This is a genomic window from Aurantimonas marina, from assembly GCF_017183135.1.
Classification (GTDB): Bacteria; Pseudomonadota; Alphaproteobacteria; order Rhizobiales; family Rhizobiaceae; genus Aurantimonas; species Aurantimonas marina.
This window is the reverse complement of sequence record NZ_JADDXW010000001.1, coordinates 160,699-175,260: the sequence shown is the minus strand read 5'-3', so window position 1 is coordinate 175,260 and position 14,562 is coordinate 160,699. Positions and strand designations below refer to the sequence as shown.

The following is a 14,562-nucleotide window of genomic DNA, read 5'->3' as shown; positions in this document are numbered from 1 at the left end:
TCATTGTCCGACAATCAGACTAGGCGGAGGATTATGGAAGCGTCAACCAAGGAATGTGGTTCGCGCGCCCCGCCGGCCTTATCCGCAGCGAACCCTGACGATCCGGTTCGCCCCATCGGTTTCCAGGTTCAGCCGGGCCGCAACGAACTCCTGGGTGATCGGCTGATTGGGATAAAGCACACGCACGTCCTCGGCGCCGGAGGCCGCCTTCGCCGCCTCGGTGGCCTCGACATTGGCGATTTGTCCGAGGACGACGCGCGCGGCGTTGGCGTTGCAGGCTTCCAGCTCGGGAGAGGGCATGCTCGGCCCGCCGACCGGCATGGGTAAGCTTTGCGGCGGCGGCACCTGATCGGCGCGGTTGCTCGCGGCGCAGCCCGCCGTGATGATCGCCGCACCCGAAAGGAGTGCCAGTAAGAGGGTTCGTTGCATGCCGCTTCCTTTATGATCCGCCGTAATGCAGGCATTCGACCCTTGCGGAATTACCGCCCGGATCGACGTGCATCCTCATTGTCCGGGCGCAGACTAGCGCACCGTCCGCAAAAGACGAAAGCCAGCCACGAATGTGTGAGGATCGGCGATCCTTTTCCCGGCGGGAGCGGCGCCTATGTCAAAGCCTCAACACCTGTTCCTCCCCCTCGACGCTGTGCCTTGGAGACTTCGCCATGAAATCCGTTCTCGCCGCCGTCACCGCCGCCCTTGCCGGGCTCGTCGCGATGCCCTCCGCCGGTCAGGCCCAGGAGGGCTGCGGCACCATCCAGATCGCCTCGATGAACTGGGCCTCGGCCGAGGTGATGGCCGCGATCGACCAGTTCATCCTCGAAAACGGCTTCGGCTGCGACGCGCAACTCGTGCCCGGCGACACCATGCCGACCTTCACCTCGATGACCGAAAAGGGGGAGCCGGACGTCGCCCCGGAGATCTACGTCAAGCAGTTCAAGGAGCAGATCGAGACGGCGCTGAAGGAGGGCCGGATTGTCTATGGCGCGAAGGTGCTCAAGGACGGCAGCGAGGAGGGCTTCTGGATTCCGCAATATCTTGCCGATGCGAATCCGGACATCGTCACGGTCTCCGACGCGTTGAAGCGCCCCGAGCTGTTCCCCTCGCCGCAATCGCCGGACAAGGGCGCGTTCTACGACTGTCCCGCCGGCTGGGGCTGCCAGATCGTGCTCCACAACTTCTTCAAGGCCTATGACGCCGAAGAGAAGGGGTTCGAACTCGTGCCGACCGGATCGGCCGCCGGTCTCGACGGCTCCATCGCCAACGCCTTCGAGGCCAAGCAGGGCTGGCTCGGCTATTATTGGTCGCCCACCGCCATCATCGCGCGCTACCCGATGAAGAAGCTCGAATGGGACGTTCCCTACGACGATGCCGAGTGGTTGAACTGCACGACCCAGCCAAATTGCGAGAACCCCAAGCTGAACGCCTGGACGGAGGCCGATGTCTATACGCTGATGACGCCGAAGCTCGCGAAGGAATCGCCGGAAGCCGCCGCCTATCTCGAGCAGCGTGCCTGGGGCAATGACACGGTCAACAAGCTGCTGGCCTGGAAGGACGAGAACCAGGCGACGGGAGAGGACACCGCGCTCTACTTCCTCGACACCGAGGAGGACGTCTGGACCAAGTGGGTCTCGCCGGAGGTGGCGGAAAAGGTCAAGGCCGCGCTCTAACTCGCCCACCCGTAAAAATTACGCCGGGCCGCCACGGTCGACCTTGTATCAGACGATCGTGGAAAGCCCGGCGAACAAAGCCCAGAGCGCGGCGCCGAGCATTGCCAGAATCGACAGGCCGGTGCCCGCCGAGCGTTGCCAGCCGGGTGCATCCGCGGCGGTAAAATGCAGCGCGTGCAGGAAACGGCCGACGGTCAGAAGCAGGCCGAATCCGTGGATCGCCCAGGTCGGCCCGCCCAGCAGGGCAACGACAAGCAGGGCTATCAGCGTCATCGGAATGAACTCGATGGCATTCGCGTGGCCGCGCATAATCCGGATCATGCGCGAATTGCCGCCATCGCCCATCAAAATCTTCTCGCTCTGGCGCACGCGCCCCGTCTGGAATGCTAGCCAGAGAAGGATCAGCGTGTTGAGGCCCGCGTAGATCGCAAGTACCCCTGTCGCGTCGGTGGTCGCTTGCAACATGGCGTTCAGATCCTGTCCCGGCGGTGCGTTCGCAGCCCGATCTCATGGGTTTAAGGCGGTGCCGCGCGGATGTCGATCCGGGCCATCACGCCAGATTGTCCCCATCTATTGCATTGCGGCAGGCCTGATCGGTCATGGAGGCAGGCGCGTTCACTGCATCTTTCAGGTAGTCTTTGCTTCGTCAGCGTCTGCGCCATCGGCAGATGTCACGCGCGCACGAACCGAAGAGGCGATGCCATGATGCCACTGCTGCTGGGAATGATCGTTTTCTTCGGGGTTCACTCGTTGCGGATCTTTGCCGAGGACGGGCCGGATCGGCTGATCGCTCGGCTGGGTGAAAGCCAGTTCAAGCTTACCTATTCGGCGCTGTCCTTGATCGGGCTGCTATTGATCATCTTCGGCTATAGGCAGGCGAGGGCGGATGCTAGCCTGCTCTGGTCGCCGCCAACCGGCCTTCGCCATCTGGCATTCCTTCTCGTGCCGGTGGCGTTCATCCTTGTCGCCAGCGCTTACGCCCCGGCCGGTCACATCAAGGCAGCGGTGCGTCATCCGACGGTGCTCGGCGTGGCCCTCTGGGCCTTGGCGCATCTCCTCGTCAACGGCACCGATGCCGACCTCGTGCTGTTCGGCGGCTTTCTGGCCTGGGCGCTCATCGACTATGCCAGTGCGCTTCGCCGAACCGCGACGGGCGCCGCGCAAGCGGTCGCCGCCAAAAGCCTACGGGGCGACATGATCGCGGTGGTCATCGGCCTCGGCCTGTCCGCAGCCTTTTTGTTCGGACTGCATGGCTGGCTCATTGGCATGCCGCTGCTTGGATAGGATCGGCAAGCGCCTGCCCTTTCACAGACGCGAAAAATCGTTAGAAGACGCCATGTCCATTGTGTGCGTCAGCTGCGGCGGATGATGTGCCGCGACGATTTTTCGAAGAGTGGGTGAATGAGCGACGACAGTTTCTTCCGCGAGGTCAGTGACGAGCTTCGCCAGGACAAGGTCAAGGCCGTCTGGACGAAGTTCGGTACGTGGATCTTCGCCGCCGTCGTCCTCGCTGTCGCCATTACGGCCGGTGTCGTCGGCTGGGATCGTTACCGGAGCCAGCAAGCCAATGCCTCGGGAGACTCATATCTCGCCGCGCTCGATCTGGCGCGGGAGGGCAAGCGGGACGAAGCCGTGGCGGCGCTGCAAACGATCGCGGTGGACGGCTACGGAGCCTATCCCGATCTCGCCCGGATGAGCATCGGAGGCGTGCTTCACGAGCAGGACAAGCCCGGTGAGGCAGTCGCCGCCTTTGACGACGTGACGAACGATTCCGACGTGCCGCAGCCGATCCGCGATATGGCCGCCGTCCGGGCAGCCTACATTCTTGTTGACAGCGGCACGCTCGAAGACGTTCGCAGCCGCGTCGAACGTCTGACCGGCGACAGCGAACCGCTGCGCTTTCCGGCGCGCGAGGCGATCGCGCTGGCGGCGTGGAAGGCGGGGGATCGGGAAACCGCACGTCAGCTCTTCCAGCAACTCCTCGACGATGCCGGAGCACCGAACGGTATTGCCGGACGAGCGCGCATGATGCTCGAGGTGATTGCCGCTAGCGACCCGGTGGCGGCTTCAGCGCCACCGGCCGCATCCCCCGACGCCGATGCTCCGGGCGGTGAGGCCGCTGGCGCACCGCCGGCAACTCAACCGGCATCCGGTACCGATGTGCCCGAACCGGCGAGCGCCGCCGCGCCGGCGGAAGAAACGAATCCGCAGGCCGCGCCGTCCTCGACGCCTTCCCAGGCGGTGAGCGAACCGGCACCGGCAGCCGGCGCGAACTGACTCCAATCGGCATCCGGCCAACCGCCGGACGCCCCATCGCTCCGGAGGAGCGCGGAGACCGTCATGGTCACCATCGCCATCATCGGTCGGCCGAATGTCGGCAAATCGACCCTGTTCAACCGCCTCGTCGGCAAGCGGCTGGCGCTCGTCGACGACCGGCCGGGCGTTACCCGCGACCGGCGCTCGGGTGAGGCGTCGCTGATGGATCTGGAATTCGAGATCGTCGACACGGCGGGTCTGGAGGAAGCCGGGGCGGAGACGCTGGAGGGGCGGATGCGCGCCCAGACTGAAGCGGCGATCGCGGCGGCGGATCTGTCACTGTTCATGATCGACGCCAAGGCCGGTCTCAATCCCCAGGACCTCGCCTTCGCCGATCTGATGCGGCGGACCGCGGCAAAGGTCGTGCTGGTCGCCAACAAGGCCGAGGCGAAGGGCGCCGAGTCGGGCCTCATCGACGCCTATTCGCTCGGCCTGGGCGAGCCGATCGGCATTTCGGCCGAGCACGGCGTCGGAATGGCGGAGCTTCGCGACGCCATCGTCGAGGCATTGGGCGACGTGGTCCTGGACTGCGCGGATGAGGATGGCGACGACAGCGGAGACGCAGAGGGCGAGACTGCGTTGGAGGATGACGCCGAGGAGCCCGCCTACGACGCCACCAAGCCGCTCCGCATCGCCATCGTCGGAAGGCCGAATGCCGGCAAGTCGACGCTGATCAATCGCTTCATCGGCGAGGATCGCATGCTGACCGGCCCCGAGGCCGGCATCACGCGCGATTCCATCTCGGTCGAGTGGGAATGGCGCGGGCGCAAGATCAAGCTGTTCGATACAGCCGGCCTTCGGCGCAAGGCAAAGATCCAGGAAAAGCTCGAAAAGCTTTCCGTCGCCGATGCGCTCCGCGCGATCAAATTCGCCGAAGTCGTTGTGGTGGTCCTCGACGTGACCATCCCCTTCGAGCGCCAGGACCTTTCGATCGTCGACCTCGTCGTGCGCGAGGGACGGGCGCCGGTTATCGCCTTCAACAAATGGGATCTGGTCGAGGATCGGCAGGCGGTGCTCGCCGATCTGCGCGAGAAGACCGGACGGCTTTTGCCGCAGGCGCGTGGCATTCGGGCGGTGACAGTGTCGGGCGAAACAGGCGAGGGGATCGAGCGGCTGATGCGCGCGATCGCCGAGACGCACGAAATCTGGAACCGTCGCGTGTCGACCGCCAAACTGAATCAGTGGCTCGACCGGATGGTCGGCCACCACCCACCTCCGGCGGTCGCGGGCCGGCGGGTGACCATTAAATACATGACTCAAGTCAAGTCGCGGCCACCGACCTTCATGTTGTCCACGACTCGGCCGGAGGCGCTTGGCGCCGCTTATACCCGCTATCTTATCAACGGGTTGCGCGACAGCTTCGGGCTTCTCGGCGTGCCGATTCGTCTGGGATTGCGCAAGCCGGACAATCCTTACGCCGCAAAAGCGAAGCGGCGGTCATGAAAATACCATCATCTGTTAACCAAGAAACAAGGTTAATGGGGGAAATTCGGTGGACATCCATCGAATGAAGACGACGTTGGGGACGTAATGACGGTTGTTGGTTCGGTAGCAGGGGGACGCATGCAACGCCGTTCGTCGAAACGTGCTGCGCGCGTGATGATCGTCGCAGCCGGAAGCTTTGCGACGCTCACCGCGTTTACCGGCCAACTCGCCTATCAGGACATGACCAGCCTGCTCGGCGGTTCCAGGGAAGCAAACCGCTGGCAGTCGTATTTTGTTCCATCGCCGGCGGGATCAGTTGAGACCGCCAGGATCGCCTTCGCCGATTCCAGCAAGAGTGGCCGTCTGCCGGCCGGCAGCGGCGTCAAGGCCGGCAACGGGGACCTCTTCACCGTCAACACGGTTCAGCAGGCGCTCGACACGCCCGACGAGAGCCGGGTGGCGCGGGCCGAGAAGGGGCGCCGGGTCATTTTCCTGACGCCCGCCGCCGCACTGCCGCCGCGCGGCTTTTCCGCCGGCTCGATCCTGGAGCGGCAGTCGCTGCTCGGATCGCGAGTCACCGGCGGCCAGGAGCGTATTCGCAGCGCCTTTTCCAAGGTGACGCAGTCCACCAAGGACGCGATGACCGTCGCCATGAATTTCCAGCTCAAGGGTCCGCCGACGATCAAGCCAAGCAAGGAGAGGACGACCAACGACATGTTGATGCTGGCTTCCCTGAAGCCTTCGGACGCGGCGTCCGCCGCGCTGGGCTATGCGCCCTCGGGGCCGGAGTCGGGACGCACTTCCTCGCTGTTCGAGAAGATCCTGAAGGAAACACCGCAGGCGTTCATTCCGCCGATCGGCGAGAAGGACCATGCCTGGGCCGCGACACCTCTTCCGGCCACCGCCTATTCCGACAAGGAGCAGAATTGCCTTGCCAATGGCCTGTATTTCGAGGCGCGAGGCGAATCGACGCTGGGGCAGGCGGCAGTGGGGCAAGTTATCCTGAACCGCGTCCGCAACCCGGCATTTCCCAACACGATCTGTGGCGTCGTCTACCAGAACAAGAACTGGCGTAATCGCTGCCAGTTCTCCTTCGCCTGCGATGGCGCCCGTGATCGCATCGCCGACAGCGGGGCCTGGGCCCGTGTCGCACGCGTCGCCGAACAGGTGACCAAGGGCGAGCTCTGGATCAACGCCGTCGGCTCGGCGACCCATTATCACGCCAATTACGTTCACCCCCGCTGGGCAAACGCGATGGAAAGGGTCGACAAGATCGGCAAGCACATCTTCTATCGCACCTTCAACGGCGGCTGGTAAGCGGCACGCGCCACCGAAGCTCCTCCGGCCTTGGCCGAATTCCGAATGCTTCTTTCCCCCGGGAAGTCCCCCGTGAAATATTTCCGGGTTCGACCGAATCGATTCGGTCGCGCGCCATGGTCATTTTGCCGTCGCCGAAAAATGCGCTAGAGCCCAAAGCTCCTCATTTGCAACGGTCGGACCCCATGGCTCAGAAAACCAAGCACCTGCTCCATATCCTGACCGCCCAGCCGGTCATCCCCGTCGTCGCGGTGGACAGCGCCGCGGAAGGCGTCGAACTGGCGCGTGCCTTGGCCGCGGGCGGCCTGAAGGCCATCGAGGTCACGCTGCGCACGCCGGCCGCCCTCGACGCGATTCGGGCGATCAGCAGCGAAGTGCCGGAGACGGCCTGCGGCGCCGGCACCATTCTCGAGCCGAAGCAATTCGACCGCGCGGCGAAAGCGGGTGCGAAATTCATCGTGTCGCCCGGCGCGACGGTCGAGCTTTTGGACGCCGCGAGATCCTCGGATGTGCCGCTGTTGCCCGGGTCGGCAACAGCCAGCGAATTGATGGCGATGCTGGAAGAGGGCTACGAGGTGCTGAAATTCTTCCCGGCCGAACAGATCGGCGGCGCGGCCTTCCTGCGCTCGATCGCGCCGGTGTTCCCCGCGTTGCGCTTTTGCCCGACCGGCGGCGTCTCCATGAACAATGTGCGTGATTATCTCGCGCTGCCGAATGTCATCTGCGTCGGCGGGTCGTGGGTGGCGCCGAAGGCGGCGGTTGCCGCCGGTGACTGGGCCGAGATCACCCGGTTGGCGCGCGAGGCCGTGGCGCTACGGGACGGCGGCTGAGCCGCCGCCGCTCGCCGGACTTACCAGTCGAGGGTCATGTGGTCGCGGCCCGGTTCGGACTTTGCGGCGGCGGTGTCGCCTGCAGCTCCTCCGCGCTCGTACATACGCGACGACGCGGGTTGACGGACCGTTGCCAGAGGGCCAGATTCAGTCACCTGCAACGAAGGAGATCGTCATGTCCACAGACGCTACCGAGCAAGGCAGGCTCGCCTTCCGCAAAAACTTTCCGATGTCGTCCTGCCAATATCCCGTCGGCTCATCCTTGCGGGCGGCCTGGATGAATGGCTGGACCGAGGCGCGTAACGCGGCGCCGGAGAGCTCCGCTCATCATCCCGGCATGATGAAGGATGCGCGGACGGCCGTTAATCTCGACCGGGTCGACGCACCGCACGAATCCTGAATTCCAACAAGAAAACGGCGCCCTTTCGAGCGCCGTTCTCTTTTACGTGAAAAGCAGGATCAGGCGGCGTTCGCCTCGATCTGCTTGGAGTTGCCGTTATCAGCCGTGGCGATCTCGATCTTGCGCGGCTTCATCGCCTCGGGAATGACCCGGACGAGATCGATGTGGAGCAGGCCATTCTTCAGGCTCGCGCCCTTCACCTCGACATATTCGGCGAGCTGAAAGCGGCGCTCGAAGGTGCGGCCCGCGATGCCGCGATAAAGGAGCTCGTTTTCGGTCCCCTCTTCGGCTTCCGCCTTTTCGCCCTTCACCGTCAGCACGTTCTCGCGCGCTTCGATCGACAGCTCCTCGTCACCGAAGCCGGCTACGGCGATGGTCACACGATAGGCGTTCTCGCCGGTGCGTTCGATATTGTAGGGCGGATAAGTCGGGCTGTTGTCCGCCACCGTCTGGCTGTCGAGCAGCGAAAAAAGCCGATCGAAACCGACAGTCGAGCGGTACAGGGGAGCAAAGTCTACTTGACGCATGATGTTCTCCATTCAGAAGCAACGGTGTTTGCGTTTGGCTCCAAGCGTGCATCCCAATCCGGCGATGCTGCCCGGCCAGCGGCCCCATGTCGGCGACCGCACGCATAAAATGGTGAGCCGGTTTTTGCGGTTCAAGGGTTTTTGACAGCGACGGATCGATTCGTTCGGCAGAGCGGAACGGCGTCGACAGACAATGTAACCCTATGATTTTTAATAATGTTCTCCTGAACTGAAAATGAACGTTGCCTTCCGCAGCCGTTCAGGTGGCGCTGGGCATAGTGGTGCTCATGGTTCGGTCGATCAGCCCGGCCGGTCCCCGCGAAAACGGAGCGCCCGGCGGCAAGGTCATCGCGCCGGACAGTTTTCCGCCGGGTTCCGGCGGAACCGAAACGGTCGCAGCGTCCCGTCCCTTCCGCTGTGACCGCTCCAGCCGGGAGCCTCGAAGGGGGCTCCCGGTTTTTTGTCCCCTCTCGCCGCGCCGCGAGAGCACCGGATGCTCTTTGACCGGCCCCGCCGGCCACTCTACAAGCCGAATCGTCCATGCTGTTCGGGCTACGCCCGTGGCGGCGCGAAACGATGTTTGTAGGCCGAGGGGCGATGAACGAAGGCTTCGATCCAAGCGAATTGGTCAGCAGCGCCGGCAATCCCGCACCGCCTGGCATCAGCGCGTCGAGTTTCCACGCTTCGGACGGCAAGCGCCTGCGCTATGCGATCGCGCCCAGTCAGCTGCCACAGACCCGCGGGACGATCATCCTGTTGCAGGGGCGTAACGAGGCGATCGAGAAATATTTCGAGACCATCGGCGACCTGACCCGTCGCGGCTACATGGTCATGACCTTCGACTGGCGCGGTCAGGGCGGATCCCAGCGCCTGATTCGGAAGGCCGGGCTTGGCTATGTCCAGAAATTCCGCAATTACGTCACCGACTTGGAAAGCATCGTCCAGGATGTGGTGCTTCCCGATTGTCGCGGCCCCTACGCGATTCTCGCCCATTCCATGGGCGGACTAATCGCGCTGCAAGCTTCGCCGCGGCTGATGAACGTCATTGAACGGATGGTCCTCAGTGCGCCGCTGATATCCTTCCCTCCCGGCCGGATCGGCCTGCGCGGACTGAACCGCATGGCACGGATCGCGCAATTCATGGGATTGGGGCGCATGCCGACCCATCCATTTCAGGGTCGAACCCACGAACCCAGCCCGACGACCAGCGTTCTGACCAGCGACCCGAAGCGCCACGAGCGCAATCTGGCCCTCGCACAGGCCGCCCCTAGGCTGTTTCTCGGCAGCCCGACGATCGCCTGGCTCGCTGCGGTCTCCGGCGCGATGGTGCGGTTGACCGATTCCGACTCGATCGCGCGGCTGGCCATCCCGACGCTGATCATCGGCGCCGGCGACGACCGGGTGGTGGCAACCCCGGCGGCCGAGCGGTTAGCCTGGCGCATGCGTTCCGGCTCCAGCCTGACGATTCCCTTCGCCCGGCATGAATTGTTGCAGGAGGCCGATCGGTTTCGGGAGCCATTCCTCGAAGCGTTCGACGCTTTCGTGGGGGACGCCCTGCCGCTGGATTGACCGGGGCGGCGAACGCCGTCAGCCGTGGAGAATCGCCAGCGCCGCCGCATGCAATTCAGGTGTCGCGGCGGCAACGATATCACCGCCCGCTTCCGGCCGGCTACCGTCGAAGGTCGTCACCACACCGCCCGCCTGCTCGATGATCGGCACAAGTGCCACGATGTCATAGGGTTTCAGATCCGACTCGACCACGAGATCGGCGTGGCCGGCCGCCAGCATGCAATAAGCGTAGCAGTCGGTTCCGAAGCGTGTCAGCATCGTCCTGGCTTCCAGTTTCTCAAAGCGGCGAAGCCCCTCGCCGGAGAAGAGTCGCGGCGAGGTGGTGAACAGTGTCGCCTTGTCGAGCCTGCGTGTCGACCGCACGCCGAGCCGTCTTCGCTGGCCTCGATGCTCGTACCAGGCGGCTTCACCGTCGGCGAAATACCGCTCGCCGGTAAACGGTTGCGACATTAGCCCCATCCGCGCCCGGCCCGCCTGACAATAGCCGATCAGCGTGCCCCATACCGGAACGCCGGAAATGAAGGCTCTCGTGCCGTCGATCGGGTCGATCACCCAGAGATGCTCGCTGTTTCCTTGCGCGCCGAACTCCTCCCCGAGTACCGCATGGTCCGGGTAGCGCGCGGCGATGGCCGCAACGACCGCCCGCTCGGCGGCCCGATCGGCCTCCGTGACTGGGTCGAAAGCAGAGGCTAGCTTATTGTCGACGCCGCCACCGGCGCGAAACCGCGGCAGCGTCTCGGCGTCGGCGATATCGGCGAGCTCGAAGAGCAACGCGATCTCGGGCAGTTCCATGGCGCGGACTCGCTGCTGGACGGCAAGAGGTCGAAGAGCCGAAACACCAGGATATCGGCGCCTCGATATGCGGCATTTTTACACAGCGTCTCAAATCGTGCCAAAATGGGATTGACGGATTTCGCAGCGCAACATAACTGATGCTCTGCGGCATTGATTTGCCGCCGCCCTTGTGGGCGTTTCCTCCCTAGACTCTAGACCGCGCTGTTTCAACGCAGTGCGGTTTTTTTTGTCTGCGAATCGCTGTGCGCCCTAGCAATCGCAACCCGCTCTATTCGGCAGCGGCGGGCCAAGCATAATCCGCCGCGACATCGGCAGCGAATCCCGCGACGAAGGCTGTCAGCCGCTGGCGTAAGGCATCGAACCCCGCATGCGGGCGGTATTGGCGCTCGTCGGCGTAAAGGCCGCGATTGATCTCGATCTGCAAGGCATGGAAGCCGACCGGGGGGCGGCCATAGCGTTCGGTGATGAAGCCGCCGGCATAGGGCTTGTTGCGCGCCACATCATATCCGAGCGCGACGATTCGACTGGTCGCGATGGACACCAGCCGTGCGGCCGCGCTGGTTCCGAACCGGTCGCCGATCACGATATCGGGCCGTCGCCCTCCCGGCAGCGCGCGCAAGCTCGATGGCATCGAGTGACAATCGACCAGGATCGCCAGGCCGAAGCGCTCCCGCGTGCGCTGCAAGACCTCTTCGAGCGCCCGGTGAAACGGCTTGTAGATATCCTCGATTCGTCGCAGGCCCTCCGCGACGGGCAGAACGCCGCGGTAAATTTCCTCGTTCTCCGCGACGATGCGCGGGATCGTGCCCAGTCCGCCCGCCACGCGTATCGAGCCGGCGTTGACGAAATCGGGCAGCGGCTCCGCGAACATCTTGGGATCGAGTTCATAAGGTTCGCGGTTGACGTCGAGATAGGCCCGCGGGAAGCGGGCCGCCAAAAGCGGGGCCCCGAGATCGGGTACGAAGTCGAACAGGCGATCGACGTAAAGGTCCTCCGACCGCCTGATCGATTCGCTCGATAGGCGTGTCGTCGCGATCAAATCCGACGGGTAGTCCCGCCCGCTATGAGGCGAGCAGAACACGAAGGGGATGGTCGGCTCGTTGGGTTCGAGGATCTCGAAGGCCGGGATCGTTCCGGCGGCGGTCTCGATTATCGGGGTTTTCGCCAAACTGAGCCTTTCCAGCCGGGTGACGCATCACATTTTCTCATACGGATGGCCAGACGTTCATTCATTTTAGAAAATCTTGGGCCATTCTGCTATGGAATTGTCCCTAGAATGAACCAGGCGCCGGGATCGTCGCCCCGCCGTATCCGGATAACACGAATGTCAAAGATACTCCTCGCAGAAGATGACAACGATATGCGTCGCTTCCTCGCCAAGGCGTTGGAAAAAGCCGGCTACGAGGTCGTCAGCTACGACAACGGCGGCAGCGCCTACGAACGGTTGCGCGAGGAGCCGTTCTCGCTGCTCCTGACCGATATCGTCATGCCCGAGATGGACGGGATCGAACTCGCCCGCCGGGCGACCGAACTCGACCCGGACCTCAAGGTGATGTTCATCACCGGTTTCGCGGCCGTCGCCCTCAATCCGGACTCCAAGGCGCCCAAGGACGCCAAGATCCTGTCGAAGCCGTTTCACCTGCGCGAGCTCGTCGACGAAGTTAGCAAGATGCTGGAAGACGCGGCGTAGCAGAGCCGTCAGCAGGTCTCTCGGCCGGGCTCGAAAACAGTCTTTCGGCCGGCCGCGATCCTATTGACGCGGGCTCAAATCTCGTGTTCTAAGCCGCCTCGTCGGATGGGCGTGTAGCTCAGCGGGAGAGCACTTCGTTGACATCGAAGGGGTCACAGGTTCAATCCCTGTCACGCCCACCATCCGCCTTCAACTCTTTGCCTGAGTGATAGACATGCCGGATCATCCGGCAGTACGGGCTTATGCTTTGCGGGACTGCGAGCCTGACGCCTCGCCGCTGCCAAAGCCTGTCCGGGACATCGGCGCCGACCACGGCAGATGCGGTCGCCCACCGACAACACGGAATACGCCAATATGCCCATCATGGACGACCAAACCGAAGCCCTCGACGATCGCTCAACTGCGCCGGTAGACTCCGGCCGCGGCGGACAGGCCGGAACGGGTCACCGCGCCCGGCGGACCTTCGCCATCATTTCACACCCCGATGCGGGCAAGACCACGCTGACCGAAAAGCTGCTTCTCGCCGGCGGCGCCATCGAGATGGCCGGCGCCGTCCGTTCGAAGGGCGACGGGCGCAGAGCCAAGTCCGACTGGATGGACATCGAGAAGAGCCGCGGCATCTCTGTGACCTCCTCGGTGATGACCTTCGAGAAGCACGGCATCACTTTCAACCTCCTGGACACGCCCGGCCACAGCGACTTTTCCGAGGACACCTACCGGACCCTGACCGCAGTCGACAGCGCCATCATGGTGATCGACGCGGCCAAGGGCATCGAGACCCAAACCCGCAAGCTGTTCGAGATCTGCCGGCTGCGTGACATCCCGATCGTCACCTTCGTCAACAAGATCGACCGGGAGGGCCGCGATCCGTTCGAGCTGCTCGACGAGATCGAGGAGATGCTGGCGCTTTCCGTTGCGCCAGTGGTTTGGCCGGTCGGTCAGGGCGGCCAGTTCAAGGGCTGCTACGATCTCGCAGCGAACGACTTCCTCGCCGCCGGCGGCGCGCGGCAGGTAACGCACACCGAGGGGCTCGACGATCCGGCTCTGGCGGCGCTCATTCCCGCCGACATTTACGCGCCGTTCCGCGACGCCGCAGCGCTGGCCAGCGAAGGCTATGCCGACTTCGATCCCGTCGCCTATCGCCAAGGCCATCTGACGCCGGTCATCTTCGGCAGCGCGCTGCAGAACTTCGCCGTCGACCGGCTGCTCGGCCTCATCGCAGCCCACGCGCCTTCGCCGCGCCCGCAGCCCTCCGACAAGGGTCCTGTCGATCCGGACGGCGACCGCGTCTCCGGCTTCGTCTTCAAGGTCCAGGCCAATATGGACCCCAAACACCGCGACCGCGTCGCCTTCGTGCGGTTCTGCTCGGGTCATTTCAAGCGCGGCATGAAACTTGACCACGTGCGCTCCGGCAAGGCGCTGGCCGTATCGAACCCGATCTATTTCTTCGCCCAGGAGCGTGCCCGTACCGAGGAGGCCTTTGCCGGCGACGTCATCGGCATTCCCAATCACGGGACGCTGCGCGTGGGCGACACGCTGAGCGAGGGCGAGAGCTTCCGCTTCACCGGCCTTCCTGCCTTTGCGCCGGAGGTGCTGCGGCGCGTTCGCCTGGAAGATTCGATGAAGCTCAAGCAGTTGCGCCGGGCCCTCGACGATCTCGCCGAGGAGGGCCTCGTCCAGGTGTTCCGGCCGTCGATCGGTTCGGCCTGGATCGTCGGCGTCGTCGGCCCGCTGCAACTCGACGTCCTCGCCTCGCGCATCGCCGCCGAATACAAGGCGGACGTCACCTTCGAGCCGGTGTCCTCGAACGTCGCGCGCTGGATTCGCTCCGACAGCGAAAGCGCGCTTGCGGCATTCATCAAGGACAACATCACCCATGTCGCGCGCGACCGCGACGAGCGGCCGGTGTTCCTGTGCCGCGACGACTGGGACCTGCGCTTCACCATGGAGCGCAACAAGGACATCATCTTCGACGCCACCCGCGAGATCGTCGGGCAGTAGGCGAGCGGATCGGCGCGAAAGGTTG

15 protein-coding genes and 1 tRNA gene are annotated in these 14,562 nt (G+C 64.1%); 11 read left to right on the top strand and 5 right to left on the bottom strand.

What is annotated here, in order from left to right; all coding sequences use genetic code 11:
- Nucleotides 1-78: 78 nt before the first annotated feature.
- Nucleotides 79-429 carry an I78 family peptidase inhibitor gene (locus ING15_RS00860; RefSeq protein ID WP_206452876.1) on the bottom strand — a complete coding sequence of 117 codons (351 nt, stop codon included), beginning with the start codon at nucleotides 427-429 and terminating at the stop codon, nucleotides 79-81.
- 233 nt (nucleotides 430-662) lie between these two features.
- Between ING15_RS00860 and ING15_RS00855 the strand changes: the two genes are divergently transcribed.
- On the top strand, nucleotides 663-1,667 hold the full coding sequence (locus tag ING15_RS00855; protein WP_206452875.1) for an ABC transporter substrate-binding protein: 1,005 nt from the start codon (nucleotides 663-665) through the stop codon (nucleotides 1,665-1,667).
- A gap of 48 nt (nucleotides 1,668-1,715) precedes the next feature.
- Here the strand turns inward: ING15_RS00855 and ING15_RS00850 are convergent, their stop codons facing one another.
- Nucleotides 1,716-2,132, bottom strand: a complete 417-nt coding sequence (locus ING15_RS00850) for an MAPEG family protein (protein ID WP_206452874.1) — start codon at nucleotides 2,130-2,132, stop codon at nucleotides 1,716-1,718.
- Between the two features lie 237 nt (nucleotides 2,133-2,369).
- Between ING15_RS00850 and ING15_RS00845 the strand changes: the two genes are divergently transcribed.
- From ING15_RS00845 to ING15_RS00820, 6 genes are all read left to right on the top strand, one after another.
- The gene (locus ING15_RS00845) at nucleotides 2,370-2,951 is read left to right on the top strand and encodes an NnrU family protein (protein WP_206452873.1); all 582 of its coding nucleotides are present in this window, start codon (nucleotides 2,370-2,372) and stop codon (nucleotides 2,949-2,951) included.
- Nucleotides 2,952-3,068: 117 nt separating this feature from the next.
- Nucleotides 3,069-3,944 carry a tetratricopeptide repeat protein gene (locus ING15_RS00840; protein ID WP_206452872.1) on the top strand — a complete coding sequence of 292 codons (876 nt, stop codon included), beginning with the start codon at nucleotides 3,069-3,071 and terminating at the stop codon, nucleotides 3,942-3,944.
- A gap of 63 nt (nucleotides 3,945-4,007) precedes the next feature.
- Nucleotides 4,008-5,426, top strand: coding sequence for a ribosome biogenesis GTPase Der (gene der / locus ING15_RS00835; RefSeq protein WP_206452871.1), 1,419 nt, complete (start codon nucleotides 4,008-4,010; stop codon nucleotides 5,424-5,426).
- Between the two features lie 156 nt (nucleotides 5,427-5,582).
- A complete protein-coding gene (locus ING15_RS00830; RefSeq protein ID WP_232845512.1) occupies nucleotides 5,583-6,725 on the top strand; it encodes a cell wall hydrolase in 1,143 nt (380 codons plus the stop codon).
- 185 nt (nucleotides 6,726-6,910) lie between these two features.
- Nucleotides 6,911-7,555: a 2-dehydro-3-deoxy-phosphogluconate aldolase gene (locus ING15_RS00825; protein WP_206452869.1), complete on the top strand. Its 645-nt coding sequence runs from the start codon at nucleotides 6,911-6,913 to the stop codon at nucleotides 7,553-7,555.
- 175 nt (nucleotides 7,556-7,730) lie between these two features.
- Nucleotides 7,731-7,955 (top strand): ribosome modulation factor, encoded by a 225-nt coding sequence (locus tag ING15_RS00820; RefSeq protein ID WP_206452868.1) that lies wholly within the window; start codon nucleotides 7,731-7,733, stop codon nucleotides 7,953-7,955.
- A 59-nt stretch (nucleotides 7,956-8,014) separates the two neighbouring features.
- On the opposite strand, the gene ING15_RS00815 is transcribed toward ING15_RS00820, so the two are convergent.
- Complete coding sequence (locus ING15_RS00815; protein WP_206452867.1) at nucleotides 8,015-8,482, bottom strand: Hsp20 family protein; 468 nt, start codon at nucleotides 8,480-8,482, stop codon at nucleotides 8,015-8,017.
- A 597-nt stretch (nucleotides 8,483-9,079) separates the two neighbouring features.
- Between ING15_RS00815 and ING15_RS00810 the strand changes: the two genes are divergently transcribed.
- Complete coding sequence (locus ING15_RS00810) at nucleotides 9,080-10,051, top strand: alpha/beta fold hydrolase (RefSeq protein ID WP_206452866.1); 972 nt, start codon at nucleotides 9,080-9,082, stop codon at nucleotides 10,049-10,051.
- A gap of 18 nt (nucleotides 10,052-10,069) precedes the next feature.
- On the opposite strand, the gene hisN is transcribed toward ING15_RS00810, so the two are convergent.
- Together hisN and ING15_RS00800 are read right to left on the bottom strand one after the other, a co-directional pair.
- On the bottom strand, nucleotides 10,070-10,843 hold the full coding sequence (hisN, locus tag ING15_RS00805; protein WP_206452865.1) for a histidinol-phosphatase: 774 nt from the start codon (nucleotides 10,841-10,843) through the stop codon (nucleotides 10,070-10,072).
- A 271-nt stretch (nucleotides 10,844-11,114) separates the two neighbouring features.
- Nucleotides 11,115-12,014 (bottom strand): N-formylglutamate amidohydrolase, encoded by a 900-nt coding sequence (locus tag ING15_RS00800; protein ID WP_206452864.1) that lies wholly within the window; start codon nucleotides 12,012-12,014, stop codon nucleotides 11,115-11,117.
- A 156-nt stretch (nucleotides 12,015-12,170) separates the two neighbouring features.
- Here ING15_RS00800 and cpdR point away from each other — a divergent pair, with 156 nt between their 5' ends.
- The 3 genes from cpdR to ING15_RS00785 all read left to right on the top strand — a co-directional run bounded on the left by cpdR (nucleotide 12,171) and on the right by ING15_RS00785 (nucleotide 14,537).
- Complete coding sequence (gene cpdR / locus ING15_RS00795; protein WP_206452863.1) at nucleotides 12,171-12,536, top strand: cell cycle two-component system response regulator CpdR; 366 nt, start codon at nucleotides 12,171-12,173, stop codon at nucleotides 12,534-12,536.
- Nucleotides 12,537-12,643: 107 nt separating this feature from the next.
- Nucleotides 12,644-12,718 (top strand) — tRNA-Val (locus ING15_RS00790).
- 172 nt (nucleotides 12,719-12,890) lie between these two features.
- Complete coding sequence (locus tag ING15_RS00785; RefSeq protein WP_232845476.1) at nucleotides 12,891-14,537, top strand: peptide chain release factor 3; 1,647 nt, start codon at nucleotides 12,891-12,893, stop codon at nucleotides 14,535-14,537.
- The last annotated feature ends 25 nt before the right edge of the window (nucleotides 14,538-14,562 follow it).